20 protein-coding genes are annotated in these 26,212 nt (G+C 42.5%); 6 read left to right on the top strand and 14 right to left on the bottom strand.

The window, feature by feature from the left end; all coding sequences use genetic code 11:
- Nucleotides 1-1,371: 1,371 nt before the first annotated feature.
- The 4 genes from eno to ACZ48L_RS08980 form a co-directional block, all read right to left on the bottom strand.
- Nucleotides 1,372-2,679 (bottom strand): phosphopyruvate hydratase, encoded by a 1,308-nt coding sequence (gene eno / locus ACZ48L_RS08995; protein WP_008823093.1) that lies wholly within the window; start codon nucleotides 2,677-2,679, stop codon nucleotides 1,372-1,374.
- Nucleotides 2,680-2,804: 125 nt separating this feature from the next.
- Nucleotides 2,805-3,380, bottom strand: a complete 576-nt coding sequence (locus ACZ48L_RS08990) for a LutC/YkgG family protein (protein WP_025790870.1) — start codon at nucleotides 3,378-3,380, stop codon at nucleotides 2,805-2,807.
- 38 nt (nucleotides 3,381-3,418) lie between these two features.
- Nucleotides 3,419-4,807 carry a lactate utilization protein B gene (locus ACZ48L_RS08985; RefSeq protein WP_025790872.1) on the bottom strand — a complete coding sequence of 463 codons (1,389 nt, stop codon included), beginning with the start codon at nucleotides 4,805-4,807 and terminating at the stop codon, nucleotides 3,419-3,421.
- Between the two features lie 23 nt (nucleotides 4,808-4,830).
- Entirely contained in the window at nucleotides 4,831-5,583 is a 753-nt protein-coding gene (locus tag ACZ48L_RS08980; protein WP_025790874.1) for a (Fe-S)-binding protein, read from the bottom strand.
- A gap of 167 nt (nucleotides 5,584-5,750) precedes the next feature.
- Here ACZ48L_RS08980 and ACZ48L_RS08975 point away from each other — a divergent pair, with 167 nt between their 5' ends.
- Both ACZ48L_RS08975 and ACZ48L_RS08970 read left to right on the top strand, forming a co-directional pair.
- The gene (locus ACZ48L_RS08975; RefSeq protein ID WP_025790876.1) at nucleotides 5,751-7,655 is read left to right on the top strand and encodes a DNA topoisomerase 3; all 1,905 of its coding nucleotides are present in this window, start codon (nucleotides 5,751-5,753) and stop codon (nucleotides 7,653-7,655) included.
- 89 nt (nucleotides 7,656-7,744) lie between these two features.
- The gene (locus tag ACZ48L_RS08970; RefSeq protein ID WP_025790879.1) at nucleotides 7,745-9,412 is read left to right on the top strand and encodes a formate--tetrahydrofolate ligase; all 1,668 of its coding nucleotides are present in this window, start codon (nucleotides 7,745-7,747) and stop codon (nucleotides 9,410-9,412) included.
- A 461-nt stretch (nucleotides 9,413-9,873) separates the two neighbouring features.
- Here ACZ48L_RS08970 and ACZ48L_RS08965 read toward each other — a convergent pair whose 3' ends face one another.
- Both ACZ48L_RS08965 and ACZ48L_RS08960 read right to left on the bottom strand, forming a co-directional pair.
- Complete coding sequence (locus tag ACZ48L_RS08965) at nucleotides 9,874-10,662, bottom strand: glycoside hydrolase family 25 protein (RefSeq protein ID WP_025790880.1); 789 nt, start codon at nucleotides 10,660-10,662, stop codon at nucleotides 9,874-9,876.
- A gap of 188 nt (nucleotides 10,663-10,850) precedes the next feature.
- A complete protein-coding gene (locus ACZ48L_RS08960) occupies nucleotides 10,851-11,285 on the bottom strand; it encodes a hypothetical protein (RefSeq protein ID WP_044113776.1) in 435 nt (144 codons plus the stop codon).
- Nucleotides 11,286-11,622: 337 nt separating this feature from the next.
- Here ACZ48L_RS08960 and ACZ48L_RS08955 point away from each other — a divergent pair, with 337 nt between their 5' ends.
- Both ACZ48L_RS08955 and ACZ48L_RS08950 read left to right on the top strand, forming a co-directional pair.
- Nucleotides 11,623-12,051, top strand: coding sequence for a hypothetical protein (locus ACZ48L_RS08955; RefSeq protein WP_025790883.1), 429 nt, complete (start codon nucleotides 11,623-11,625; stop codon nucleotides 12,049-12,051).
- 236 nt (nucleotides 12,052-12,287) lie between these two features.
- Nucleotides 12,288-12,866, top strand: a complete 579-nt coding sequence (locus ACZ48L_RS08950) for a GDSL-type esterase/lipase family protein (RefSeq protein ID WP_464722065.1) — start codon at nucleotides 12,288-12,290, stop codon at nucleotides 12,864-12,866.
- 126 nt (nucleotides 12,867-12,992) lie between these two features.
- Here the strand turns inward: ACZ48L_RS08950 and radA are convergent, their stop codons facing one another.
- The gene (gene radA, locus ACZ48L_RS08945; RefSeq protein ID WP_008823103.1) at nucleotides 12,993-14,393 is read right to left on the bottom strand and encodes a DNA repair protein RadA; all 1,401 of its coding nucleotides are present in this window, start codon (nucleotides 14,391-14,393) and stop codon (nucleotides 12,993-12,995) included.
- A gap of 63 nt (nucleotides 14,394-14,456) precedes the next feature.
- On the opposite strand from radA, the gene ACZ48L_RS08940 reads away from it, so the two are divergent.
- Together ACZ48L_RS08940 and ACZ48L_RS08935 are read left to right on the top strand one after the other, a co-directional pair.
- Nucleotides 14,457-15,368, top strand: coding sequence for an ABC transporter substrate-binding protein (locus tag ACZ48L_RS08940; RefSeq protein WP_025790887.1), 912 nt, complete (start codon nucleotides 14,457-14,459; stop codon nucleotides 15,366-15,368).
- A 40-nt stretch (nucleotides 15,369-15,408) separates the two neighbouring features.
- The gene (locus ACZ48L_RS08935) at nucleotides 15,409-17,583 is read left to right on the top strand and encodes a tetratricopeptide repeat protein (RefSeq protein ID WP_025790889.1); all 2,175 of its coding nucleotides are present in this window, start codon (nucleotides 15,409-15,411) and stop codon (nucleotides 17,581-17,583) included.
- A gap of 588 nt (nucleotides 17,584-18,171) precedes the next feature.
- On the opposite strand, the gene ACZ48L_RS08930 is transcribed toward ACZ48L_RS08935, so the two are convergent.
- The 7 genes from ACZ48L_RS08930 to ACZ48L_RS08900 form a co-directional block, all read right to left on the bottom strand.
- Nucleotides 18,172-18,945 carry a porin family protein gene (locus ACZ48L_RS08930; RefSeq protein WP_464722064.1) on the bottom strand — a complete coding sequence of 258 codons (774 nt, stop codon included), beginning with the start codon at nucleotides 18,943-18,945 and terminating at the stop codon, nucleotides 18,172-18,174.
- Nucleotides 18,946-18,988: 43 nt separating this feature from the next.
- Nucleotides 18,989-20,098: a PCMD domain-containing protein gene (locus ACZ48L_RS08925; protein WP_025790890.1), complete on the bottom strand. Its 1,110-nt coding sequence runs from the start codon at nucleotides 20,096-20,098 to the stop codon at nucleotides 18,989-18,991.
- Between the two features lie 153 nt (nucleotides 20,099-20,251).
- A complete protein-coding gene (locus tag ACZ48L_RS08920) occupies nucleotides 20,252-20,923 on the bottom strand; it encodes an RluA family pseudouridine synthase (RefSeq protein ID WP_008823108.1) in 672 nt (223 codons plus the stop codon).
- A gap of 51 nt (nucleotides 20,924-20,974) precedes the next feature.
- Entirely contained in the window at nucleotides 20,975-21,721 is a 747-nt protein-coding gene (gene fabG, locus ACZ48L_RS08915) for a 3-oxoacyl-[acyl-carrier-protein] reductase (protein WP_025790891.1), read from the bottom strand.
- Between the two features lie 37 nt (nucleotides 21,722-21,758).
- Nucleotides 21,759-22,355: a TetR/AcrR family transcriptional regulator gene (locus ACZ48L_RS08910; RefSeq protein ID WP_025790893.1), complete on the bottom strand. Its 597-nt coding sequence runs from the start codon at nucleotides 22,353-22,355 to the stop codon at nucleotides 21,759-21,761.
- 1,040 nt (nucleotides 22,356-23,395) lie between these two features.
- Nucleotides 23,396-25,390, bottom strand: coding sequence for a dipeptidyl-peptidase 3 family protein (locus tag ACZ48L_RS08905; protein WP_025790895.1), 1,995 nt, complete (start codon nucleotides 25,388-25,390; stop codon nucleotides 23,396-23,398).
- 22 nt (nucleotides 25,391-25,412) lie between these two features.
- Entirely contained in the window at nucleotides 25,413-25,871 is a 459-nt protein-coding gene (locus ACZ48L_RS08900; protein ID WP_008823043.1) for a helix-turn-helix domain-containing protein, read from the bottom strand.
- Between the last annotated feature and the right edge of the window lie 341 nt (nucleotides 25,872-26,212).

The following is a 26,212-nucleotide window of genomic DNA, read 5'->3' as shown; positions in this document are numbered from 1 at the left end:
TCATTAACCTGTTTGTATGGAAGTGTTAGATATATAAGCTGATAATACTAAAGAAAGCAGCCCAAAGTGGCTATTGATACATTCTTGTTTTGAATCCATAAGAGTCTTCTGCTGGTTGATAATGGCTGAAGAATGACAGACGATGCGCCCCTTTCTATTGCTAAACAAGACCATATTTCTACAATTACATCTTGCTTATTGCCGCTTTATTCTTTTGTCTTTTTACCTTTCAAATTGCGTTCTTAGCGTTTTACTCTTTGAGCTTTTCATCTTTCAAAGTGCGCTCTTAGCGCTTTACTCTTTCATCTTTTTACCTTTCAAATTGCGTTTTTAGCGTTTTACTCTTTGAGCTTTTCATCTTTCAAAGTACACTCTTAGCGCTTTACTCTTTCATCTTTTTACCTTTCAAATTGCGTTCTTAGCGCTTTATTCTTTTGTCTTTCTACCTTTCAAATCATTGAACTTTGAAGATTAAATTCTATTCTTTTATTCTCCTATTTCTTTAATATTAACCCGTTGGCTCGACTCCTTTAGCTCTCTAATTGCTATAACCCCTAATAAGAAATGCCGTGTTCCGTCATGTACATTTGCTCCTTTGCTTGCTTCATCAGTTGCTTTTCATTAATCTTTATACTTAATAATAAGTTTCGCCACACTGTATTTCGTCATGCACATTCGCCCATTTGCCTGCTTCATCAGTCGCTTTTCATTAGTCTTTGTACTTATAAAATAACTTTCTCCACACGGTATTCCGTCATGCACATTCGCCCCTCTGCCCAATTCATTGTTCGCTTTTCATTAGTCTTTGTACTTATAGAATAAGTTTCCCTACACGGTATTCCGTCATGCACATTCGCCCCGTTGGCGGTATTTGGGAGGGCTTTTTAACAAACTATTACCCCACTTTTATCTGAACATCCCCTCCTTCGGAGGGGCTTGGGGAGGCCACCTCTTTTGTCAATTTATTTCCCTTCTTCCTTTTAATCTACGCCCTTTTGGATAGTAAAAGATGCCCTTTTGCAATGTAAAAGGGCATCTTTTGATGTGTAAAAGGGCCTGTTTTACAACGCAAAAGGGCACCTTTTACAAGCCTCTTTATAACCTTTTGTTTATCAATAGGTTACAAAGTATGAAAAACTTGATTTCCCTTTAAAACTCACTTTCCCATAGTCTTCTTTTCGTAATATATTTTCTTAATGCAGAGAATACAATCTTTTTCCTTCCTCTATCTCTTCATTTGCATGTCAAACACAATCCTTATACAAATCAACACACGCCATAGTGCACGAAAAAAGGGATTACCCATTAGGATAATCCCTTCTTATTTGAATGCTAATCCTCAACAGATGAGGACCAAAGCAATATGCTTTCTTACTTCAATTTCTTGTAACCATAGCGAGCACAAGCACCAAGTTCTTCCTCAATACGGATGAGCTGGTTGTACTTAGCCATACGGTCTGTACGAGACATAGAACCAGTCTTGATCTGACCAGAGTTCGTTGCAACTGCGATATCAGCGATAGTTGTATCTTCAGTCTCGCCTGAACGGTGAGAAGTAACGGTTGTATAACCATGACGATGAGCCATCTCGATAGCCTCAAGAGTCTCTGTAAGAGAACCAATCTGGTTAACCTTGATAAGAATAGAGTTAGCTGCACCCATCTTAATACCCTTCTCGAGGAACTTAACGTTGGTTACGAACAAGTCATCACCTACAAGCTGGCAACGGTCACCGATAGCCTCTGTAAGCTTAACCCAGTTCTCCCAGTCGTTCTCATCAAGACCATCCTCGATAGAATCGATAGGATATTTGGTGATAAGATGCTCAAGATAAGCAATCTGCTCATCAGCTGTCAGCTTCTTACCGTTAGGATCCTTAGGCATACCATTCTTCAGTTGACGATAGTCATAGAACCACTTGCCATTCTCACATACAGCAAACTCAGAAGCAGCACAGTCCATAGCAATCTTCACATCCTTGCCTGGCTCATAGCCAGCGTCCTTGATTGCCTGGATAATAGAGTCGAGTGCATCCTCAATACCATCAAATTTAGGAGCGAAACCACCCTCATCACCTACTGCAGTAGAGAGACCACGCTTCTTCAAAAGCTTAGCAAGATTGTGGAAAACCTCAGCTCCCATGCGGATACCTTCCTTCTCTGAAGGTGCACCAACAGGGCGAATCATGAACTCCTGGAATGCGATTGGAGCGTCAGAGTGTGCTCCACCGTTGATGATATTCATCATTGGAACAGGCAATACATAGGTATTAGCGCCACCAATGTAACGATACAAAGGAATGTTAAGAGCCTTAGCTGCAGTCTGAGCAACAGCCAAAGAAACACCAAGGATTGCATTAGCACCAAGCTTACTCTTAGTTGGAGTACCATCGAGCTCAAGCATCTTGTAGTCGATAGCACGCTGATTCAATACGCAGTCACCCTTCAATGCTGGAGCGATGAGGTTGTTTACGTTCTCAACTGCCTTGAGAACACCCTTGCCCAAGAAGCGTTTCTTGTCGCCATCACGAAGCTCGAGTGCCTCGTTTTCGCCTGTAGACGCACCAGATGGTACGCTTGCACGACCCATTACACCATTTTCAAGAGTTACTTCTACCTCAACTGTAGGATTGCCACGTGAGTCAAGAATCTCGCGAGCATGTACTTTTTCAATCTTCATAACTTATAGTTTGTTTAAAAATAGTTGTTTTTTAAATATTCCTTTATACCCTGCAAAGGTAATAAAAAATATGGAAAAGGGATTGTGTGAGTATCTTATATTTCTCTTTTTGCCAAAATTAACGTTTAACCGATCAGTATAATCGTTACACCACGGGCTGCCTGTGCACCCATAACAAGTGCCTGTTCAATGTCAGCAGTCTTACTTGGACCTGATATAAAACACCCATAGCCATATTCAGGCATGGTGATACGTTCGTAAGCTTCGTGCATATTGTTGACAATTTTGTCACGATGTACGAGGATTACCAGCTCTTCTGAAATAAAACAGATGACCTTTTCCTTCATGGTTTGTGGTATCCAGACACATCCATTCTCTGCAACTGCGACGTCACCTTCGATGATTCCGACGTCAGTACCATTGAGTTCCTGTGCGGATCCGACCGTATCCGGGTTTCGATCAGCCTTGATTCCTTTTACATTCGATGCAAACACCTTCGCATTAGGGTAAGCTTTACGGATGATAGCATTGAAATCGTCATTCTTTTTGGCTTCTATTACCTTGCAACCGACGGTCTCACACATATTTATATATTGCTTAACAACGTCTGGATAGGTTATCCCTTTAACGGTTGTCTTGGGCATATCGAACTGCAGAGTAGTGTTTTTACGCAGTTTCTTTAGTAAATCTTCTTTGTACATTGCCGTGTTATAATGCGTTTATAAGTAATTATAAATGATTACTTCTTACCCTTTTTGAGTTCATCCATAGCTTGTTTGAAGATGGCATGGAATGATTTCTGTGCGAAATGAGGCATGGTGTGCCCGATACTCCATGGGTTCAGCTTGATGTCAGCCAATGATTCTGGGATGTGATTGGCTATTGGTGAGTTCCGAAGGAGGGCATCATAGACATGATAATTCTCATAAACGGCTTTCATTCCTTCCGCCATTACCATCTTTTCCTTGTTCTCTGTGCCGTATTTCTCAAGACTTTGACGCCACCGATATATCTGACTGCCTGGTTCAACCTTAGCAGGACAGACACAATCACAACTCAAACAGAGTGAACATGCAGACACATTGCCACTGTATTTCTTAGGATCATGTATCATTCCGAGATCGACTCCGATAGGACCTGGGATGAAATAGCTATATGAATAACCACCAGAACGCCGATAAACGGGACACGTATTCATGCAAGCACCACAACGAATACACTTCAATGTCTGCCAATGTTCTGGGTTAGCTATCATGTTACTTCTTCCGTTATCAACCAAAATGACATGCATTTCACCACCTGGGCGAGGCTTACGGAAGTGAGATGTGAAGGCAGTAGAGGGTTGTCCGGTACCACTTCGGCTGAGAAGACGGTGGAAAACGGCTAAGGATGCATAGTCAGGGATGACCTTTTCTATGCCCATAGCTACTATATGCAGCTTAGGAAGTGATGTTGACATATCTGCGTTGCCCTCATTGGTGCATACAACACAGTCACCTGTGGCTGCAATACCAAAGTTACAACCTGTCATTCCAGCATCAGCATCCATGAAATCATTCCTTAAATTCTCACGTCCACAGCGTGTAAGATAAGTCGGATCATAGTTACCAATCTCCTTTGAGATACCCTTTTCTTCAAACATCTTACCTATTTCTTCACGTGTAAGATGGATGGCTGGCATAACAATGTGGGCTGGTCTTAAGTGCATTAACTGTAGAATACGCTCACCGAGATCGGTCTCCACGACATTAATACCTCTTTTAATAAGGTATGGATTGAGCTGACATTCCTCCGTAAGCATGGACTTCGACTTTACAAGTTTCCTCACATTGTGGTCCTCAAGTATGCCATAAGCAATCTCATTGAACTCCTGTGCGTCCTTAGCAAAGTGCACTATGACTCCGTTTTTCTTAAGATTTTCAGTAAACTGGTCAATATAATCAGCTAAATGTGTGGCTGTATGCGCTTTAATCTGGCTGGAATGTTCGCGTAAGTCCTCCCATTCTGGCAGTTCATGTGCCCTGTCATCACGTTTCTGACGCAATGACCAGAACGTCTGATCATGTCGTGTTACCTTCTCAGGGTCCTTTAAGAACTCCGCAGCTCGCTTTGAATGATATGTTGACATATTATCTTTTTTCTTCTTCCTTATTATATATCACCTTTTAATATATTACAGTCAGCAGCCAAGATCTCTGCTACATGCATGAATTTAATAGGATATTTCTTTTTATTAGCTATCCCTTGCATGTGCATAAGACATGAACTATCAGAACCCGTGATGACCTCTGCGCCTGTAGCCATGTGTCTTTGAACCTTGTCAGTACCCATTCTGGTGCTTACTTGTGGCTCTTCTACAGCGAACATACCGCCGAAACCACAGCATTCATCCTTGCGTTCGGGTTCCTTAACGGTTATTCCTTCCTTAAGATTCAGTAGGTCTAAAATCTTATTATAAGGTGGAATATTCTCTTCTGAAGGTGCACTAAGGAGTAATTCTCGTACTCCGTGGCAGGAATTATGTACTGATACGACATGTGGGAAACTACCTGGTAGTTCCTTAACCTTTAAGACATCATGCAAGAATTCAACCAATTCTATTGCTTTCTTAGGCGTCTTACATTCGTGATCGAGTATCTGTGGGTAGTTAACACGTACAAAAGCAGCACATGATACACTTGGTATTACCACATAATCAAATTCTTTAAAGTTCTTCTCAAAGCGTTCTGCTAAATGTCCTGACATACGTTGGAAACCGCCGTTTGCCATTGGTTGCCCGCAACAAGTCTGGTGTTCGGGATATACAACATCTACCTTTAGTTTCTTTAGAAGCCTATAAGTTGCTACGCCAACCTGTGGAAACAGGGCGTCGACGTAGCAAGGAATAAAGAGTCCAACTCTCATAATGATATATTTTCTTGTTCGTTTGCGTGCTACAAATTTACGAAATAAAACCATTATATGAAAGGAATTACAGAAAAAATAGCCCCTAAAATTTTCCATGTAACGCACCTGTGAAATATTTTTCTTATCTTTGCACAGGTGAAAAGAGGACCGAATAAGAAGAAACAATGAAAGTTTGTATAGCAGAGAAACCAAGTGTTGCAAGGGATATTGCCCGTATTCTCGGTGCCAATAAGTCTTGTGACGGATATATGGAAGGCAATGGTTACCAGGTAACCTGGACCTTTGGCCACCTTTGTGAGCTGAAGGAACCCAATGATTATTCCGAGAATTGGAAGCATTGGAGCCTTGCTGCCCTCCCGATGATTCCTCCTCGGTTTGGCATAAAGCTAATAGAAGATGAAGGAATCAAGAAACAATTCGCTGTAATAGAGAAGCTTTACCATGCCGCAGATGAGATTATTAACTGCGGAGATGCTGGACAAGAGGGTGAACTTATCCAACGTTGGGTGATGCAAAAGGCTGGAGTGAAGTGCCCCGTGAAGCGATTGTGGATCTCATCTATGACAGATGAGGCTATACGTGAGGGCTTTGCAAGTCTGAAAGAGCAGGATGTGTATCAGCCTCTGTACCTTGCCGGACTCTCACGTGCCATTGGTGACTGGCTGTTAGGTATGAATGCCACACGCCTTTATACGCTTAAATATGGCAATAATAACTATGGTAAGGGACAGGTTCTGTCCATCGGACGTGTGCAAACACCAACGCTTGCGCTTATTGTACAGCGACAAAAGGAGATAAATAACTTCAAACCCGAACCTTATTGGGTGCTTGCTACGGTGTATAGGGATACACAGTTCACGGCAACAAAGGGTAAATTCACTTCTAAAGAGGAAGGAGAGAAGGCTTTCTCCACCATTGAAGGGAAGCCTTTTACCATCACTAATGTTACGAAGAAGAAGGGAACGGAACAGCCTAAGCAGCTTTATGACCTTACTTCATTGCAGGTTGACTGTAACCGGAAGTATGGGTACTCTGCCGAAATGACGCTGAACACGATTCAAAGTCTCTATGAGAAGAAGCTTACTACCTATCCACGTGTGGATACACAGTACCTTCCTGATGATGTTTACCCCAAGTGTCCACAGACAATGAACGGACTTTTCCAGACTGCTTTTGCTGGGAAACGCCCTTATGCAGAGCTTGTGAAGGCACTGGGAGGTAAGCCTTTACCAAAGTCGAAGCGTGTTTTTGATGGCTCAAAGGTGACCGATCACCATGCAATCATCCCTACTGGCATACCGCCACAGGGGCTTACTGATGCGGAAAAGAACGTCTATGACCTCATAGCACGGCGTTTCATTGCAGCCTTCTATCCTGATTGTAAGTTCTCAACGACCACTGTCATCGGCGAAGTGGACGGGATTGAGTTTAAGGTTACGGGCAAAGAGATCCTCGATCAGGGCTGGCGTGTGGTGTTTGCTACTCCAAACGCTACAAAGGAAACGGGTATAACGGAGGAACAATCAGCAGGAAACGGTGATGCATCTGCCAAGGATTCCTCTGCTGTAGAGCCTGTGAGCGAAGTCACCCTACCCTCTTTCACCAAAGGAGAGACGGGTCCTCACACCCCAACACTCACTGAAAAGCAAACCACACCACCCAAACATTACACTGAAGCATCCTTGTTGCGTGCCATGGAGACGGCTGGTAAGCTGGTAGATGATGACACTTTGCGTGCAGCACTGAAGGAAAACGGTATCGGTCGACCCTCTTCCCGTGCGGGAATCATTGAGACTTTGTTCAAGAGACATTATATATGTAGGAAGAGAAAGAACCTTGAAGCAACAGAAACAGGCATCGCTCTCATTGATACCATACGTGAGAAACTACTCATTTCGGCTGAGTTGACAGGTATATGGGAGAAGAAACTACGTGATATAGAGCATAAGAAATATGATGCCGGACAGTTTATCAACGAGTTAAAAGAGCAGATTAACAATATTGTCAATGATGTCCTCGCTGATAACTCCAACCGAAAGATAGGTCAGGGGGACGTAAATAAGAAATAGAAAGCATATGGATGAAAAAAATCATCCATATGCTTTTTTTATGTAAAATATTACCTATCTTTGTCGCATCATCAATATATTATGTAACTATGAAATCTGATATTGAAATTGCACGCTCATGTAAAATGAAGCGGATCGAGGACGTTGCTAAGTCAGTTGGCATAGCATCGGATGAGTTAGAACACTATGGTAAATACATGGCAAAGGTCCCTCTCTCTTTGATTGACGAAGACCAGGTATCCCGTAACAAGCTTATTCTTGTTACTTCTATTTCCCCTACTCGTGCCGGTATTGGTAAAACAACGGTTAGTATAGGCCTTTCTATGGCGCTGAACCGTATCGGTAAGCGCTCAGTGTTGGCTCTTCGTGAGCCAAGTCTTGGTCCTTGCTTCGGAATGAAGGGTGGTGCAGCTGGTGGAGGATATGCCCAGGTGGTACCAATGGAGAAGATCAACCTGCATTTCACGGGTGATTTCCATGCCATTACCAGTGCTCACGACATGATAGCAGCGCTACTTGACAATTACATCTACCAGCATCGGAGCGAAGGATTCACACTGAAAGAAGTGCTTTGGAGGCGTGTTCTGGATGTCAATGACCGTAGTTTGCGTAATATTGTTACTGGTTTAGGGGCTGCAACGGATGGTTTACCAAGTCAATCGGGCTTTGATATCACACCAGCAAGTGAGATTATGGCTGCATTATGCCTTGCTGACAGTGAAGCCGACCTACGTCGTCGTATCGAAAACATGGTGTTGGGCATCAAGTTCAATGATGAACCGTTTACCGTTAAGGACCTTGGTGTGGCTGGGGCTATCACCGTTCTGTTAATGGATGCACTGAAACCAAACCTTGTACAGACGCTTGAAGGGACGGCAGCGTTCGTACATGGCGGTCCGTTTGCTAACATTGCGCATGGCTGTAACAGTCTTGTTGCAACGAAGATGGCAATGTCTTTGAGCGATTATGCCGTCACTGAAGCTGGCTTCGGAGCCGATTTAGGTGCAGAGAAGTTCCTTGATATCAAGTGTCGTAAGGCTGAGATATATCCTCGTGTGACTGTTCTTGTCACCACATTGCGTGGCTTGAAGATGCACGGAGGGCTCACTGAAGGCAACACACGTGAGCAGGAACGCGAAGCATTGGTGCAAGGTTTTGCCAATCTTGACCGTCATGTAGAGAACATGCAACGCTTTGGTCAGCCTGTAGTAGTGACCCTTAACCGCTATGGAGACGATACTGACGAGGAAATCTCTCTCCTTGCAGAGCATTGTAAGCTGTTAGGTGTTGGCTTTGCAGAGAACAATGTCTTCATGAAAGGTGGTGAAGGAGCTGAGGACCTGGCACGTCTTGTTGTTGAAACGATTGATAAGCGCGGTGCAAAGGCTATCAACATGAGCTATGCTGATGATGAGACAATTGAGGAGAAGGTGACGAAGATTGCCCAGAATGTCTATGGTGCACGTTCGGTTATCCTGAAGAAAGCAGCGCAGAAGAAGCTCGCTCGTATTCGTGCCTGGGGCATGGAGCGTTTCCCAGTATGTATTGCTAAGACGCAATTCTCCTTCAGTGAGGACCCAACACAGATTGGTGTAGCTAAGAATTTCGACATAACTATTCGTGACTTTGTCATCAATGGCGGTTCAGAGATGATTGTTGCCATTGCTGGAGACATGATGCGTATGCCTGGATTGCCTAAGATTCCGCAGGCAGAAAAGATTGATATTGTGCGTGGACAGATAGAAGGTCTGGCATAATAGACGGTTGTAAATGATTTAAAACTATTGATAATTAGATTTTAATTAAAGTATTTCTTTAATCAAAAGATTATAGATTACTGCAAATCCGACGGCTGATAACATGGTTATCAGCCGTTGTTGTTGTTATGAAGTGTGGTTTTTCGACAGATAAATCATAACACTGTTTGATGCTACGAAATAATCTTACAGAAAAAGAAACATGCTTACGTGAAAATAAGGGGAAATCCTTTTATTTTCGTCTTTGTAACCTTCAGTGTTTCAAACGATTACAAAAGGCAAAGTAAAAGGGCGTCTTTTACGTTGCAAAAGGGCACCTTTTGAAGTGTAAAAGGGCATCTTTTACTTTACAAAAGGGCGTCTTTTAGAAGTCAAAAGAGCCTCTTTTGTTTTCCCAATGTGAATATATTTTACAGTGATGTGTTCTTCTTGTATTGATGAGACTATGCTGATAGCCATGTCTATGGTTGTTTAATATCCTCCAATGTCACCCCTTCGCGTAGCTGATTGATGTCTACATAGTTCCAGATACCACGTACCCTGCCCCGCTTACTCGACTGCCAGATGTCATACTTTGCTGTCCCCAGTTCGGGAGGAAGGTTGTAATTGGCAATGAAAAGATGATAATGATTGAATTCAGGGTACAGGTTTAGATGGTAATATGCCTCATTGGTATAGATCATTGGTGATACTCCCGTGCGTTCTTTTACCAAACGAATGAATTCAGCGAGGTTCTTTTGAATGATGGAACGGCTCCAACCGCGTGTCCCATCCTCCTCAATATCCACCAATAAGAGCAGGTCCTGTGCCTGAAGGTCAATGTTTGAGAGGAAGTTATCCACCTGTTTTGCCATGGAAGTACGCCGAGACAGGAAGTGATAAGAGCCCACGAGGAGGTCATGTTTCTTGGCTTCATCAAAGTTTCGTTTGTAGAATGGGTCAACAATCGAGCTGCCTTCCGTTGCTTTTATGTAGACAAACTGCAGCTGAGGGTTCTCATCAACCAGCTCATCCCAGTGGATTTTACCTTGATGACGCGATATGTCAAGTCCTTCAAAGTCCTTTGAGTAGGGTCCTTTCGTCAGGTCATGAAAAGGCCACTGGTCACTTATGGTCTCGTGATGCTTGTGCCATGGCTTGAGATCGATGATGAGAATAGTGGCAAGAGCCAGTATTGCTATACCAACCCATACCCATCTGTTCTTGTTGTTACGCCCTTTCCTGCTGCGTCTGCGTCTCTTTCTTGCCATAGCTGATTCGTGTGTAGATAGACAATGACGCCTTCTGAGCATCCGTTTGTCCTAAACTTGCGCAAAGGTAGATAAAGTTTTCGGAAATGGCAAGTGCCGTTGTGGACATTCTGTTATAGCCAAAGAAAAAGGCTTTGACTTCTTATTAAACAAGAAAGTCAAAGCCTTTGCTAATCAGCTATATATATTTAGTCGTCGTCATCATCATCGTCGTCATCGTATCTTTTGTACTTATAGCAGCGTTTGTCATAACGTTTCCGCATTCTTTTCTCCCATTTCTTAGCGTCATCCTTGCGTATACCGCATATATAGCAGCGTCCGTCATCGAATCTGTGTTGGTGAGCTGGAACGCTGGAGCCGTAAGGATTTTGCTGTCTTGATGATGGAACCCATACCCATCTGCCGCCGTCCCACACCCATTGTCCTCTGTTCCAAGCCGTAGAACTCCGTTTTCTATCGTATCTTCGGTCATATCTTCTTTGTTGCATAGCCCTACGTGCTTCTGCATCAATCTGTCTCATTCGTGCCTGATCACGCTCAAAAGTTGTGTTTTCTTGAGCAAACCCCGCTGTCACACTTGCCATCATGATAGCAAAAAGTGCTAATCTAATTAATCTTTGCATAGTTTGTTCTTTCTTTTATCATCCTTTCGGATGTGGTTAAACATTGTTTGACGCAGCAAAAATAAGGTTTAAATGACAGCTTCCTCACGGTGGAATCCATAAATATGTATAGGATTTTCCCCATGTTATGGAGGGAAAAACACTACCCGTCTGTACGCCTTGTTCTTGTATTACTTTGTAATTTTTATGCTAAAGAGTTGGTTTTCAGGAATATTTTTCTTATCTTTGTCGCCGTTAACATGGAACTCAGGCGTGGTGGTAACTCATTCTCACATAGGAACACGCCGTAGAGAGTACCTCACTTGAAGTACTTTTCCAAGGTTCCGGAAAGCTTTTTATGATGAGAATAATTAAAGTAGTAAGTATTTGTTTCTTAATGATTCTGGCATCAACTACGGTTCATGCCAACGTATTCGTGAAAGGTGACGGATTTAATTGGGGCCCAGTAATGGACGCAATTATCCAGCTTGAGAGTAAAGGAAATGCTATGGCAGTCAACGGTTCATACGTTGGTGTGCTGCAAATCTCCCCTGTCATCGTAAAAGAGTGTAACAATATCCTGAAGAGTAAAGGCAGTAAGAAGCGCTTTTCACTCTCTGATCGTTACAACGCAACGAAGTCAAGAGAGATGTTTGTCATCATTCAGTCGTTCCATAATCCACTGAATAGTGTTGAAAAGGCCATTCGCCTTTGGAGCGGAGGTATACGATATAACATTGCAAAGACTCAGGCTTATCTTCGGAAAGTAATGCAAATCATGCGTTAATACACGCCAGAATATTAAGAAAGAACCTCTTATTAAAAGCCCGGCTATCTTCCCTTGTGAGTAGATAACCGGGCTTTTCTTTTATTATCTGTCGCTTTTTTGTTAATTTTGCAGTGTAAATTGATGGTTATATGAGTAAGTCTTTCCTTTTGACAACTATTCTTTTATGTGTTGTAGGTATTATGACTCATGCCCAACAAGTCCCTTATCGTGGCTCAAAACATTATAACACGCGTATGAAACAGTTTGAACAGGAGGGCGTTTTGCCTGATAATGCCATTATAATGTTGGGAGATAGTCATTCTGAATACGGTGGAGACTGGAACAGACACTTCCCTGATGCACCGATGATCTTCAATCGTGGGATCATAGGTGATGATAGTAGAGGGATTCAAAACCGCTTAAATCAAGTGCTGACATGCAACCCTAGCAAGATATTCTTTGAATGTGGGACGAATGATCTGAGCCATGGATGGAGTGTGGAACGCTCTTTTCAAGGTATTATCAAGGTGATTGAGACCATTCGAAGCCATTGTCCACAAACTAAACTCTATGTCCAGAGTCTGCTCCCGTTGAATGATAAGGTTGGAGTTTGGAAGCTTTTGAAGGGCAAAGAGGAAATGATTGTACAGTTGAATGGTAAGTTGAAAGAATATTGTGACCATCATTCGCTTCCTTTTATCGACCTCTATACACCGCTATTGAATGTAAATACCAATCGGATGCAGCCTGAATATTGTAGAGATGGGCTCCATCTGACGGATAAAGGATACGCTATCTGGGCGAATATTATAAGACATTTTATGGATGAATAACATGCTTATATACAGTGCATAACGTTATTTTGTTCAATAAATAGTATATAACTGTCTCTCACATAATAGTATAGTAAAACAATAAAGGCATATTTCCTGAAAGAAATATGCCTTTATTGATTGGTCTTATCCAAATAAATCACGTAGTGCTTCTTCTACTTTCCTGACCGGATGGAGCTGAATTGAATACTTACCAGTAAGACCTTGGAGGTTATACTTTGGTATAATGATGTGGCTAAAGCCCAATTTCTCAGCTTCAGCAATGCGTTGTTCTATCCTACTGACAGGACGAACCTCACCACTTAAGCCTACTTCACCGCACATACACCATCCTTGTTCTATCGGAGTGTCCACGTTTGATGACAAAACAGCAGCAATAACACTGAGATCCATAGCCATATCCGTCACACGAAGGCCTCCTGCAATGTTCAGAAAGACGTCTTTCTGCATGAGTTTAAAGCCAACTCGCTTCTCAAGAACGGCAAGTAGCATGTTCAATCGGCGCTGATCGAAACCTGTAGCAGAACGTTGTGGAGTGCCATAAGCGGCAGATGACACAAGCGCCTGTGTCTCAACGAGGAACGGACGTACGCCTTCAATAGTACTTGAGATGGCTACTCCCGACAAACCTTCGTGGTCTTCGGTGAGTAAAAGCTCTGAAGGATTGCTCACTTGACGCAGTCCTTGCTGCTCCATCTCGTATATTCCGAGTTCGGAAGTGGACCCAAAGCGGTTCTTAATGCTACGAAGTATGCGGTACATATAGTGCTGATCGCCTTCAAACTGTATGACTGTATCAACGATATGTTCGAGAATCTTTGGTCCTGCTATGCTCCCTTCCTTATTAATATGGCCTATGAGGATGACAGGAACACCACTTGTTTTGGCAAAACGGAGCAATGCTGACGCACATTCACGTACCTGACTGATGCTTCCAGGACTACTGTCTACATCTTCAGTGGATATCGTTTGTATCGAATCTACCACTACTAAGTCTGGCTGAACATCCCTTATGTGTTCGAATATATGCTCTAATGAGGTCTCAGAGAGGATAACTATGTTCTCAGCAATGTCCTTTGTGATGCGTTCAGCACGCATTTTGATCTGGTGAGGACTCTCTTCTCCACTCACATAAAGCACCTTTTGTGTCATGTGAAGGATTGTCTGGAGCGTCAAAGTACTCTTTCCGATACCCGGTTCACCACCTAACAGGACAATACTTCCTGGTACTAAGCCACCGCCAAGCACCCTATTGAGTTCCCCATCATGCATGTCTATGCGTGGTTCATCATGAGATGAGATGTCGCGCAGGCGTTGTGGCTTATTGTTTAACGCCGAAACAGAGCTTCCAGAAGCAGCATTTCGGAGTGTCGTAGCAGCATTTCGGGCAGCTTGAGACCCCGTATCACCAGCGATACGAATCTCTTTGAAGGTGTTCCATTGCCCACAATTCGGGCATTTACCAATCCATTTAGTACTCTCTTGTCCACAGTTGCTGCAGACATAAGCTATCTTGTCCTTTGCCATATATGGGACAAAAGTAATGAGTTTTTTCTTAGTTACAAAATTTATTCTTACTTTTGCAACTATATGAAACGTATTAATTACATCCTAATAGTTGTCGTTTTGATGCTTGTAGGCTGTGGTAAGTCTGACAAAGAACTACAGGCTGAGCAACAAGCACGCAAGAAAGCTGAACAGATTGCCTATCAAAAGGCTTTCAAGATAGCTGTTATGCCTACGATGGATTGCCTTCCTGCCTATCTGTTGACAGACAGTTTGCTGTATGATACAACCAAAGTAGACTTACGTGTACGGGAGTTTAATGCGCAGATGGACTGTGATACAGCCATGGCAGGCGGTAGTGTGCAGGCTGGATTCACTGATCTTGTACGTGCTGAACGCTTGAAACACAGACAAAAGGTGCTGATGCATTATCTGACAGATACCAATCTGGGTTGGCAACTCATTGCTGACAGACAGTCAAAGCTTAAGAAACTGTCTGATTTAAGTGATAAGATCATAGCTATGACACGCTTCTCTGGTACGGATTTGCTGAGTGATTTGGTTGTCAAGAAGGGTAAACCAAAGTATCAAGTGTTCCGTGTTCAGGTCAATGACGTACTGATTCGCTTGAAAATGTTGCAGAATCACGAGATTGACGCATACTGGTTTTCAGAGCCACAAGCCACCCAAGCATTGCAAGGTGATAATAACGTGATATTCAATTCGGCTGATGCTGGTGTGCATCTGGGTGTGTTGGCGATAATGGATAAGCACCGTTTGCCTGCAGAAGAAGAGGCTCTTGCCAAAGCATATGATAAGGCTGTCGACCTGATTAACAAGAATGGCGTGAAGTATTATGCTGCTTTGATAAAGAAATATATGAAGGTTGACGATGCAACAGTACGTGCTTTACCTGATATAAAATACACGAAAGTGGGGCCACCTCGCAAGTCTGACATTCAGATGGCGCGTGATTTTCTTATGAAAAGAAGATGATTTGAAAGTATAATTAGAAACTAAACATAGACAAAAGACTGTGAACGTAGACGAAATCCTTAGTAGTGCGATAAACAATTTGATGGATAAACGATTGGATGTTGCCATCGAATTGTTAGAACAACTTTATGTCCAGCGCCCTACTTTGATAGGACATAGTGAGCTGGAGGCAGTGAAAAACGACTATCAGTTGATGGTTGACTATATGGAACGTGGTTTTACAGATGACAAAAGGGCCTTTCTTTATCTCTCACTCCTCCAACGTCTCTATCGCGTTGCAGCCGATTTGGAGATCAGTTGGCGTTGTAAGAATGTCATAGTCTATGTTGATGCCTTCCGGATCAGTGACCATCTGAACACAAGTCATGACTTTATACGCTCTGTTTTGGAGTCTTTTGTCTCTGATGTAGCCATGCTTTCGTTGCTACCAGAGGCTGAAAGGACTGAGAAAGCAAAGGATTTATATGACAGACATCAGGTTTTTATCAACCGACTCTTCAATACTTTGTGGACATCTTGCCAATGGTCGGATGATGATTGTGCGTTTTATACAGGACTGATGTTGTCCCCTATGGTTGACGTTGTTGACCAACAGCTACTCGTAAGTGCGGTAACGCTGGGCGCAATGAACCAGTTTGATATCAATAAGTTTAAGGCATTAACCACTGTTTATCAGCAATCTACGGATGAAAGGGTGCGCCAACGTGCACTTGTCGGCTGGGTTTTGTCTGTCTTTGAAGGGATGGATATCTTCCCAGAGCAGGATGAAATCATTCGGAAACTGTGTGAAAACAAGGATACTATACGGGAGTTATATACCTTGCAGATACAGTTTTTCTATAGTCAAGACACTGAAAAGGACAACGAGAAGCTACAAAGAGACATCATGCCCTACCTTGTTGACGGTTCAAACATTACCATTGGACGACTCGGAATCGTTGAAAAGGAAGAGGATTCACTTGAGAATATCCTGAATCAGGATGCTGAAGACAAGCGAATGGAGCAGATGGAAGAGAAGGTTCGTAAGATGATGGAGATGCAAAAGCAGGGCTCTGACATCTATTTCGGTGGCTTCCGACAGATGAAACGCTTTCCTTTCTTCAATGATTTAGCCAATTGGTTCACTCCTTTCTATATTGATCACCCTGCACTTCGTACTACTATAGAACGGATTGGGCAACCTAATATCTTGGAAACTATTACCAATCAGGGCAACTTCTGTGAGTCGGATAAGTATTCTTTGGCGTTTGCTATGGAGAGTATCATCAACCAAATACCTGGGAATATCAAGGAGATGATGGGCTCAGAGGGTGCCTTTGCCCCTATGGGAACAACTTTAGACAAGAGCAATCCCACCTATATTTGTAGGGCTTACATACAGGATCTCTATCGTTTCTTCAGACTTTATCGTTCATCCAACGAACTTATCAATCCTTTTATAGACAATCATAAGAGCAGTTTCGTGGCAGATACGTTCTTCTTTGTCTATAAATCATTCATCGGAACAGGACTGGATGAATATAAAATGCGCCTTGCACTTTATCTGTACAAGCACAAAAATATGGATAAACTCGTGGAGTTGATGTCTACTTTCCACGTGGAAGACGCCAATTATAACATCTTAATGGGCTACATAAACCTGTATTTTGGCAAGCCTGATGTGGCTTATCAGATCTTTAATATGGTCTTGCAGGAGGATACAGAGAACCAATGGGCACTGAAAGGGATGGCGCGTGCTGCCATGGATTGCGAAGATTACGACACGGCAGAGCATACTTATTCGCAGTTATTGCGCTTGGAACCTGACAATATCAACTATGCTGTAAAACGATGTGTAACACTTCTGAAGACAGAACGTTATGCTGAAGCACGTGAAGAACTGTTCCGTCTCGACTATCAGTACCCTGATAATATGAATGTGAAGCGTGTCTTTGCATGGACGATGCTCTTGGATAAGAGTCTTGACAAGGCTTCACAGCTCTATGATCGTATCCTTGCAGATGCTCCTATGGCAGAAGATTATCTTAATTCTGGCTATTGTTGGTGGGCAAAAGGTAACATTGGACAAGCCAAAAATAGCTTTCAGGCATGGATAACAATGACGAAAGGCAATAAAGACCGACTGCTTGAAGAGATTCGTAACGACCAGAAAGTTCTTGATTTGTATGGTATTACGGAGATAGATTGCCTGCTTATGGTCAATTTAATAAAGTAAAACAGGACTTAAAAACAAGGAGTGTATCAACGCTTTAGGCATTGATACACTCTTTTTTTATGCTCCGTCTGACGGTAATACTGTAGATAGTATGTGGTCTGCTTCAGTCTTTGATTGGATAAAAGCTGCTGATTGTTATCAGGTATGACCGTTGGTGGTGAGGAGATACAACGCTGTTTCTTTTTTGTTTATATATCCCTTCCCGTGCTATCTGCCCATTACTGTCTAATTGGAAATATGTTTACAATAAATGGAAGCAGTACATCTATAAATCTATCTCATACTGTTAAAACCCGACTTTGTATCCTATTGTTTATCAACGAGTTATAGATGGCATTCTAAAAGACGCCCTTTTGCGTTGTAAAAGGGCGTCTTTTACACTTCAAAAGGGCATCTTTTACCATGCAAAAGGGCATCTTTTACAAACTAAAAGATGCCCTTTTGAAAATCAATAAGTAATTTCTTTTACAAGAGTACGTCTTTAACCTTGATGCGACGGTATGCGTATTGAGTCATTTTCTTCCATGGAACAGTCCACAACGCACATACATCTGCCAGATGGTTGACGCTCACCCCCACTCTTTTCCTTTAGAATCTGTAACCGAAACCAAGGTTAAGATAGATGGGATACAGTCCGAAACTGATGGTCTTAAAGTCGCTTTCAAAGATGTTATTGAATGCCCATGTGAGGTCAGCATTCACAGTGAAATGGTTGAAAGCACGCCATGTAGCTCCTACTTGTGCACCCCATTGGAAGTGGCGGAGTGCAGATGAGAAGTTGTAAGAGGCACTGTTGCCATTCTCAAAGACCAGTTTCTCACCCACGGGAGTACCTTCACGCAGGTAACCATCACTCACCTGACCCGTGAATTCACCTTCAAGTTTGAAGGAAGAGTACATTCCTGCACGCACCTTCCACTGTTCATTAAAGCGATAATTAGCCATAACAGGGATGGTAAGGAACGTAGAGTTATAGTTGGTCTGCACATAACCCGTCCAGTAACCAGCCACTTTACTTCCGTCTCTGACAATCTCTGTACTGTAATTCTTCACCGTTGCACCCGTCTTCATGCCCTTTACCTCGAACTTCAGACCGGTAGATACGCCCCAAGGACCGTCCTTTTCAATCCATTTTGTCACTGTTCCTTCCAATGAAGCATTCATCTTTGGACTGTAACTGCTTATTTTTCTTATTTCAGCAGGTAATGGAAGCGGAGTAGCACCACCGATGTTTACACCTGCTTTCACCTCATATTCCCATCCATTATGGTCGGATGAAACGAGTGCTGGAGTACGGTCTGTCTGTGCGGAAGCCGTCATTATACTTGAAAGTGCTGCTATAGCGATGATTATTCGTCTCATTGTTTCTTTGCTTTAGATTATAAAAGATGAATTGTTCGTCCAATTATTCACAGAACAACTGCAGTTCATCAACATACAGTGTACTTCCTACTGCACCGTTGAAGGTTGCTCCATCCTTACTTGAAGACATGATAATAGCCAGACTATACTTCCCTTCTCTGAGCTTTTGCTTATCTATTGGCTTTAATTTCTTGAACGGAATGGAGAAACGTGTCCACTTATCGGTCTCCTTACGGTCGTTGAGTTCAGCCTTCATGACGATGTTCTCACTTGTCTGTGAGTTCGTTCCGTCAAGATAATCAGCCCCTTTATCCGTCGTAAAGAATACGGCATAGATGGTGAAGTCGTCCTTTTTTCCAGCAACTTCCTTACTGTTTTTGTCCGTAAACTTCTCTCCTGCCTTGTATTTGTAGTATCCTGTCAACTCTTTTGGTACCTTTCTGAAAGGTATACCGAAGTGGGTTGACTTGGCAGCATTGGCAATATCCAGCTTGAACTGGCCGAAAAAGAGGTTACCAGCAGCTATTGGCGACTTCATCATAGCCCCTAATGAACCCGTACTGACAGTCTGTAACTTAGCACATTTACCTTTATAACCATCAGGAGACTGGCTGGTTGGATAGCTTTCAGCAGGCTGTCCGCTGGCAGTTATCATATATCCGGCGTTTCCACTGCCCCATTCAAAGGTGTCACCATTAGGTGTTTTCTCCGTAAAGATGTGGAAAAGCTTCTGTGGTTGTGCGTTGACATCCCACTCATCCTTGTACTCGTACCATTTAATATCATCGAAATGATAACTTGTTACAACGTCATCTGATGTGAAAGAGACCGTGTAAGTCTTCTTCCATTTACCATCCTGTGAGGTGACAGTGTAGACCTGTGGCTGCGTGAAATCACGTTCCGTGCCACTTGCAGGTTCGATGGTTGCACCCTCAGTGAGTGTGAATTTCGGTGCCAGATGCGTCACATCTTCCCATCCATTCACGTAGAAATGCACTTCATTGTTCGTTATTACCGGTTGTCGAATAAGCTCTGGACCATCTACAGTGATGCCTGTAATGTCAGCTTCAGCGTTAAGTGGTTCGTCTTTGATGCAAGAAGAGAACATAAATCCTGCCATCAGACAGAAGAAAAGCATTTTTCTTATATTCATAGAGATACTATATTAAATAATCTTTGTTCGTGAAATGTGCCGACAAAGATAATGAAAAAAAATGAAAAGGCACATATTATAAGTCTGATAAAGAAAGCCTTTAGCAGAAAAGGAAGCGTTTTTAAGATGGTATTAAGGTTATACAATACGGCTTTAGATATTACCTATTGCCTGCCAAAGATTGTCCTTTGGCAATGGAGACTCTACACGAATGGTCTCTTTAGATACTGGGTGTACGAACTCAACGCGGTGACTTAACAGACTGATTCCCCCATCAGGATTGGAGCGAGGAGCACCATATTTCAAGTCACCTTTGATAGGACAGTCCATGTTTGACAGCTGACAGCGTATCTGATGATGGCGACCTGTCATGAGGTTTACCTCCAAAAGTGTGTAATGGTCCGTCTGATTGATGACCTTATAATGCAGGATTGACTTCTTCGACGTGGGCACCTGATGGTTATAAGCATAACTCTTGTTCTGTCGTTCGTTGCGTACAAGCCAGTCGGTCAGCGTTGCTTCAGGTTCAAAAGGCGGCCGAGTAACGATTGCCCAATAGGTCTTATGGATCTCACCATTGCGGAACATGTTGTTCAAACGGGTAAGAGCCTTTGATGTTTTAGCGAAGATAACGAGTCCAGACACTGGACGATCAAGGCGGTGAACGACACCCAGAAAGACGTTACCGGGCTTATTATACTTCGCCTTCAGCCATTGTTTGACGATTTCTGACAATGGAATATCACCCGACTTATCAGCCTGGACAATCTCACCTGCCTCCTTGTAAACAATGATTAAGTGATTATCTTCGTAAAGTACTTGCATAATTAAAGCACCTCCCCACCCCTTTTCAGGGCGTTGGGGAGGTTTTCTTTCTTACATATTCATACCGCCATCAACCTGGATAACCTGACCTGACACGTAACTTGACAAGTCTGAACCAAGATAAACAGCTGTGTTTGCGATGTCTTCTACTGTACCGCCACGACGAAGAGGAATCTTTGAGATCCATTCTTTGCGTACTTTATCAGGCAAGTTCTGAGTCATTGCGGTGTCAATAAAGCCCGGAGCAATGGCATTAGCACGTATACCCTTAGGTCCCATCTCCTGTCCTACACTCTTAGCGAGGGCAATAAGACCAGCCTTTGATGCTGCATAGTTAGCCTGACCAGCGTTACCATGAACACCAACGACGCTTGCCATGTTGATAATACTACCACAACGCTGGCGTAACATAACTGGAATACAAGCGTGGATGAAGTTGAATGCACTCTTAAGGTTTACTGTAATGACAGCATCCCACTGCTGTTCGGTCATGCGGAGCATAAGTCCGTCCTTCGTAATACCAGCATTATTAACAAGGATATCTATAGTACCGAAGTCCACTTTCACCTGATTTACCACCTCTTCTGTCTGTGCGAAGTCTGCAGCATTGCTTGCATAACCCTTTACTTTAACGCCTTTAGCTGCAATTTCTGCCTCTGTTGCCTTACCGTTCTCATCGATAACGAGATCAGTAAAAGCAATGTTTGCACCTTCTTCAGCGAACTTTAATGCGATAGCCTTACCGATACCGCGTGCAGCACCAGTGATGAGTGCTGTCTTACCTTCCAATAATTTCATTTTGTGATACTTTATTTATTGTATAAGATGATTTCCTTTAAAACTTTATATTGCTTTTCCCCAGCGCACCATAGACCACCTTTGCCACCAGTGGGCGTGATGATTCCTCGGTCAGTCCATGTCCTAAACGACCGTAGATGAAAGGAACTTCAAGTCCTTTGATACAATAGTGCGTGATATCTGCAACGAGTTCAACGTTGTCAATGTCGAATTCTCCATCCTCTTTGGCTTCAGAATAGACCTTACGGAAGAGTTCTATCTCATCCTCATCAAAGTTCTTTCTTACCTTTTCAACCATCCAGATGTTGCGGAAAAACTCTGCTCTGAGGTTGCCATTGCGCATAACCGTCTCCTTAATCATACTGAGATGCGTATATATAAGCTCTATAATCTTGTCCTGAGGACTGATTTTCTTTGCTGCAACCTCGTCTAATTTGTCCGACAAACGCTCTAATTCAGACTCGATAACGGCGTAATACACATCGTCTTTACTCTTGAAGTAAGTGTAAAGTGTGCGCCTTCCCTTGCCCGAAGTCTTGGCTATATCGTTCATCGTGGTGTTGGCAATGCCGTTCTTGGCAAAGAGTTGGCGTGCCACATCAACGAGTTTCTGTCTTGTTTTAGATATTGACATATCTTAATTGTTAGTGATTTTATCAGATTGCACAAGGCAAATATCATGCGCAAAATTAGGAATTATCTGCAACATTTGCAAGTATTATACAAGAAAAGTTTATCCTTTTTATTCTTTTTGTCTGAATAATTGTCCTTTTTCGTACGCTAATAGCTGTTAAAACAATGACTGTTAGATTGCCAGTCATTTACCTATCAGAAGAGGTTAAACGCCCCTTTTTGTTGCATTATTTCATCTATCACAAAACAATAGATGCTCTTTTGCGTTGTAAAAGATGCCCTTTTGCATGGTAAAAGGTGCCCTTTTGATGTGTAAAAGACGCCCTTTTGCAACGCAAAAGATGCCCTTTTACAAGCCTACTTGTAATCAATTGAAAATCTGTAGGTTACAAAACCGGAAATCAACCATTTTCTTTCGTTTCGCACTTCATCATGGCCTTAAATTTGTAATATCCTTTTACTATTCTTCCTGGGTGATGTTTTGCATGCGCATTCGCCGATCAATACATTATGAGTATTGTGCGTTTATACTAAGATCCTGCATGGATTGTATGGGAGCTTATTATGCGTTACGCTTTGAATATCATGTGTTTTACGTTGGGAAATTGTGTGTTTTACGATTAAATTCCGCGTGATTTGTATCGGGATTCATTATGCGTTACGATTTGAATATCATGTATCTTACGTTAGAATATGGTGTGGTTTTCGCTAAGATTTTGCATGAATTGTATCGAAATTCATTATGCGTTACATTATGAATAGAGTGTGTTGTAGGTTGGTTTTGTGAATAAACTTCTTTGGAATACGGTGTGGACAACAAAGCTTTTCAGGTGGTCTGCACGTAGAAGCGAAAGCATTTATCCTCCTATTAAACAACATCTTACAGAGTTAAAGGCTCTCCTTCCCCATCATTTTTCAGCTCATAGAAACGCATAAAGACATTTTTTCAGCATGTAGGAACATAGAAAAACGGCACAAAAAAAGAGTGAAGAATAATGTAACTTATTCTTCACTCTTTTCCTTTTCATACTGTAAACATGCTTATATCAGCGTCGCATACTCCGCAGAATAGCGTAACATCTGCTCTGTATAGCCCTCCGAATAGTCGACAATGATGTCGGTTACTTCACCAGTTGCATCACATACAGGCTTCAAAACAGGATTGATGAAACCCTTATAAGGAGCAATCTTCAGTCGTTCATAGCGCTGAAGAACCTCTGCATGCAGCTCGTTGTCAAGCTTCACAGCATAAGTCTCAACCAATTTCCGTGCTGCTTCGAAGTCGCCTTCACTCTTAATACGCTGTATTTCAGCCAACTCCTGTGCAAAGATATCACGTAGTTTCGCATAATCATTGATACGTACGAAGGTCTTAACCTTGCCACTTTGAGCATCTTTCTGCTTGATAAGTTCAACTACATGGTCCTTACTTCCAAGGTCCATAGCCCACCATGCGATGAGCGCACGGTTCTGCATGTGAGCCTCTTCGATGTTCTTTCCGAGCTTGATGCGCACCTGCTGCGTCAACAATCCGTTCATCATATAACCATAATACTGTGCTTTATAAGCCTCAGAGGAGTCAAGTAGGCCTAAATCAAGTAGCTTTTCATCCGCAATATAATACAAACCGAAGAGGTCGGCACGTGCTTCCTCTATCGTATTACCATAGTTTTTCAGCGCATCAGGGTCTGTTCCTAGAAGCAATCTGCCGCTCCCATGGCCTAAACACTCATGCAAATCCGTGTGTAAATCATCCGTCTTGTCGGAGTAAAGGTTCATCATTCGGAGTGTAGCCTCATCTATAACGAACTCCTCACGGAAGCCATTTCCCTTTGCAGCCATGTCGTAAGCATGGGTAAGATTAGAGATAGTCACACTCTTCGAGCCATGTTCCGCACGGATCCAGTCGGCATTTGGCAGATTAATACCTATTGCTGAAGCTGGATATTCATCACCTCCCAGCATCGCAGCACAGATGACATTTGCCGTAACTCCTTTCACTTTAGGTTTGCGGAAGGCTGGATTGACAGGTGAATGGTCCTCAAACCATTGCGCATTTGCAGAGATAGTCTGTGTCCGATGGGTAGCTTTTAGGTCCTTATATTCCACTATTCCTTCCCAAGAACCCTTCAATCCCATGGGGTCACCATACACTTCAATGAAGCCATTGATGAAATCTATCATCCCATCTTGCTCATGTAGCCACTCAATAGAGTAACGATCGAAATCGCGTAAGTCACCCGTCTCGTAGTATTTTATAAGTAAACTGATAACCTTATGTTGCTGTTCGTTCTCTGTGAAAGCCTTTGCTCGCTCCAACCAAACAATGATTTGCTTGATAGCAGCACCATATTTACCATCTGCTTTCCAAACATCTTCACGAACAGAGTTGCCCTTCTTGATGAGAGTAGAGTTCAGTCCATAAGAAGGTTGTTCACTATCAGGGCCTTCAGCTTTCATCTTTGCGTAGTAATTCTCCACTTCCTGCTGGTTCACACCGTCATAATAATTACATGCGGAAGTACATATAAGGTCTACGCCATCAGCCTTATTCACCCTCTTAGGGTGTAATGTAGGGTCAAAAATTACGGGACAAAGCTCGTTAAGGAGTTCGTTTACGTCTTCATTCTCACGTAAAGGTAGCTGCTTTTTATCCACAGAAAGGACAGCATCACGAAAGAATTGCTCTGTAAATGACGGTATAAACTTATCGCAAGCATAGTGATGATGAATGCCACTGGCAAACCATACCTGCTTTAAGTACTCCCCTAAGGCTTGGAATTCATAGTCAGTGCTTTCTCCCTGATAGTGTTTATAAACAGCCTCCAGCGTCTTTCGGATGCGGAGGTTGTACTTTCCAAATTGATCAAACGTTATATCACGTCCAAATAGTGTTGCCTGTGAGAGGCTGTAGATTAACTTCTTTTGCCGTAAAGATAATGTTTCGAATTCCGGCAGCCGATAATGTAACATCTGAATATCGGCAAATTGTTCTCCCTGAAAACTAAATGTTTCTTCTTCTTTTGTATTATTCATACGATTAATTACCACCCCGCCTCTATCGTTTCGGTGCCTTCTTCATGCGTGTTTCTTCTGATGGATGCTGTGAAAGATGGCGCATCTTGTAGTCACGTGGCGTTACGCCGTTAATACGATAGAATGAAGCATAGAATGACTGACGGTTGGAGAAGCCTACCATATCGCTGATATCCTCCATGTTTAAGTCTTGATAGCGCTTGTCTACCAGCAATGCCATCGCCTCTTCAATGCGGAACTTGTTTACAAATGATGTATAGTTCATGTGAAAGCGCACGTTTACAACGGCTGAGATGTAGCGTGTATTGGTCCCCAAGTCCTCTGCGAGCTGCTTGGCTGAATAGTTTTTGTCCTTGTAACGTTGCTGAATAAGGATGATATTGAGTATCTTTTCCTTAAGTTCATCCATCAATTGTGGACTGACCAAACTACGGTAGGCGGCTACCTTCTCTTTTCTTTCTGTTAAATTGTACTTAGTCATAACATATAGGTTTTAGTTACCACTCTTGTTATATGATGCAAATATAGTATAATTAATTAATATTGTCAAGTTTAAGACGATATTTTTAATATCCTTTAGTTATTATGATTTAAAGCGTAAATCCTTATTTTTTAGCTTTTTTTTAGGTTTAATTTTTTTGTCAATCTTTCCCAGTTGGTTGTACATAAAGGAGTTTCCCATTTTCCTTTTTATATTCCTTTTTACACCCAATACATCCTTTGCGCTATAAAATGGCGATTTTTTTATTTAGCATTTATTAACGTATCATGGGCACAAATGTTACCTTTTGCGTTGCTTACAGGCTTTAATTTTGCACTCAC

The sequence above is a fragment of the Prevotella histicola genome, from assembly GCF_055385135.1.
The sequence above is the reverse complement of the archived record's forward strand: the minus strand, read 5'-3'. Positions and strand labels throughout refer to the sequence as shown.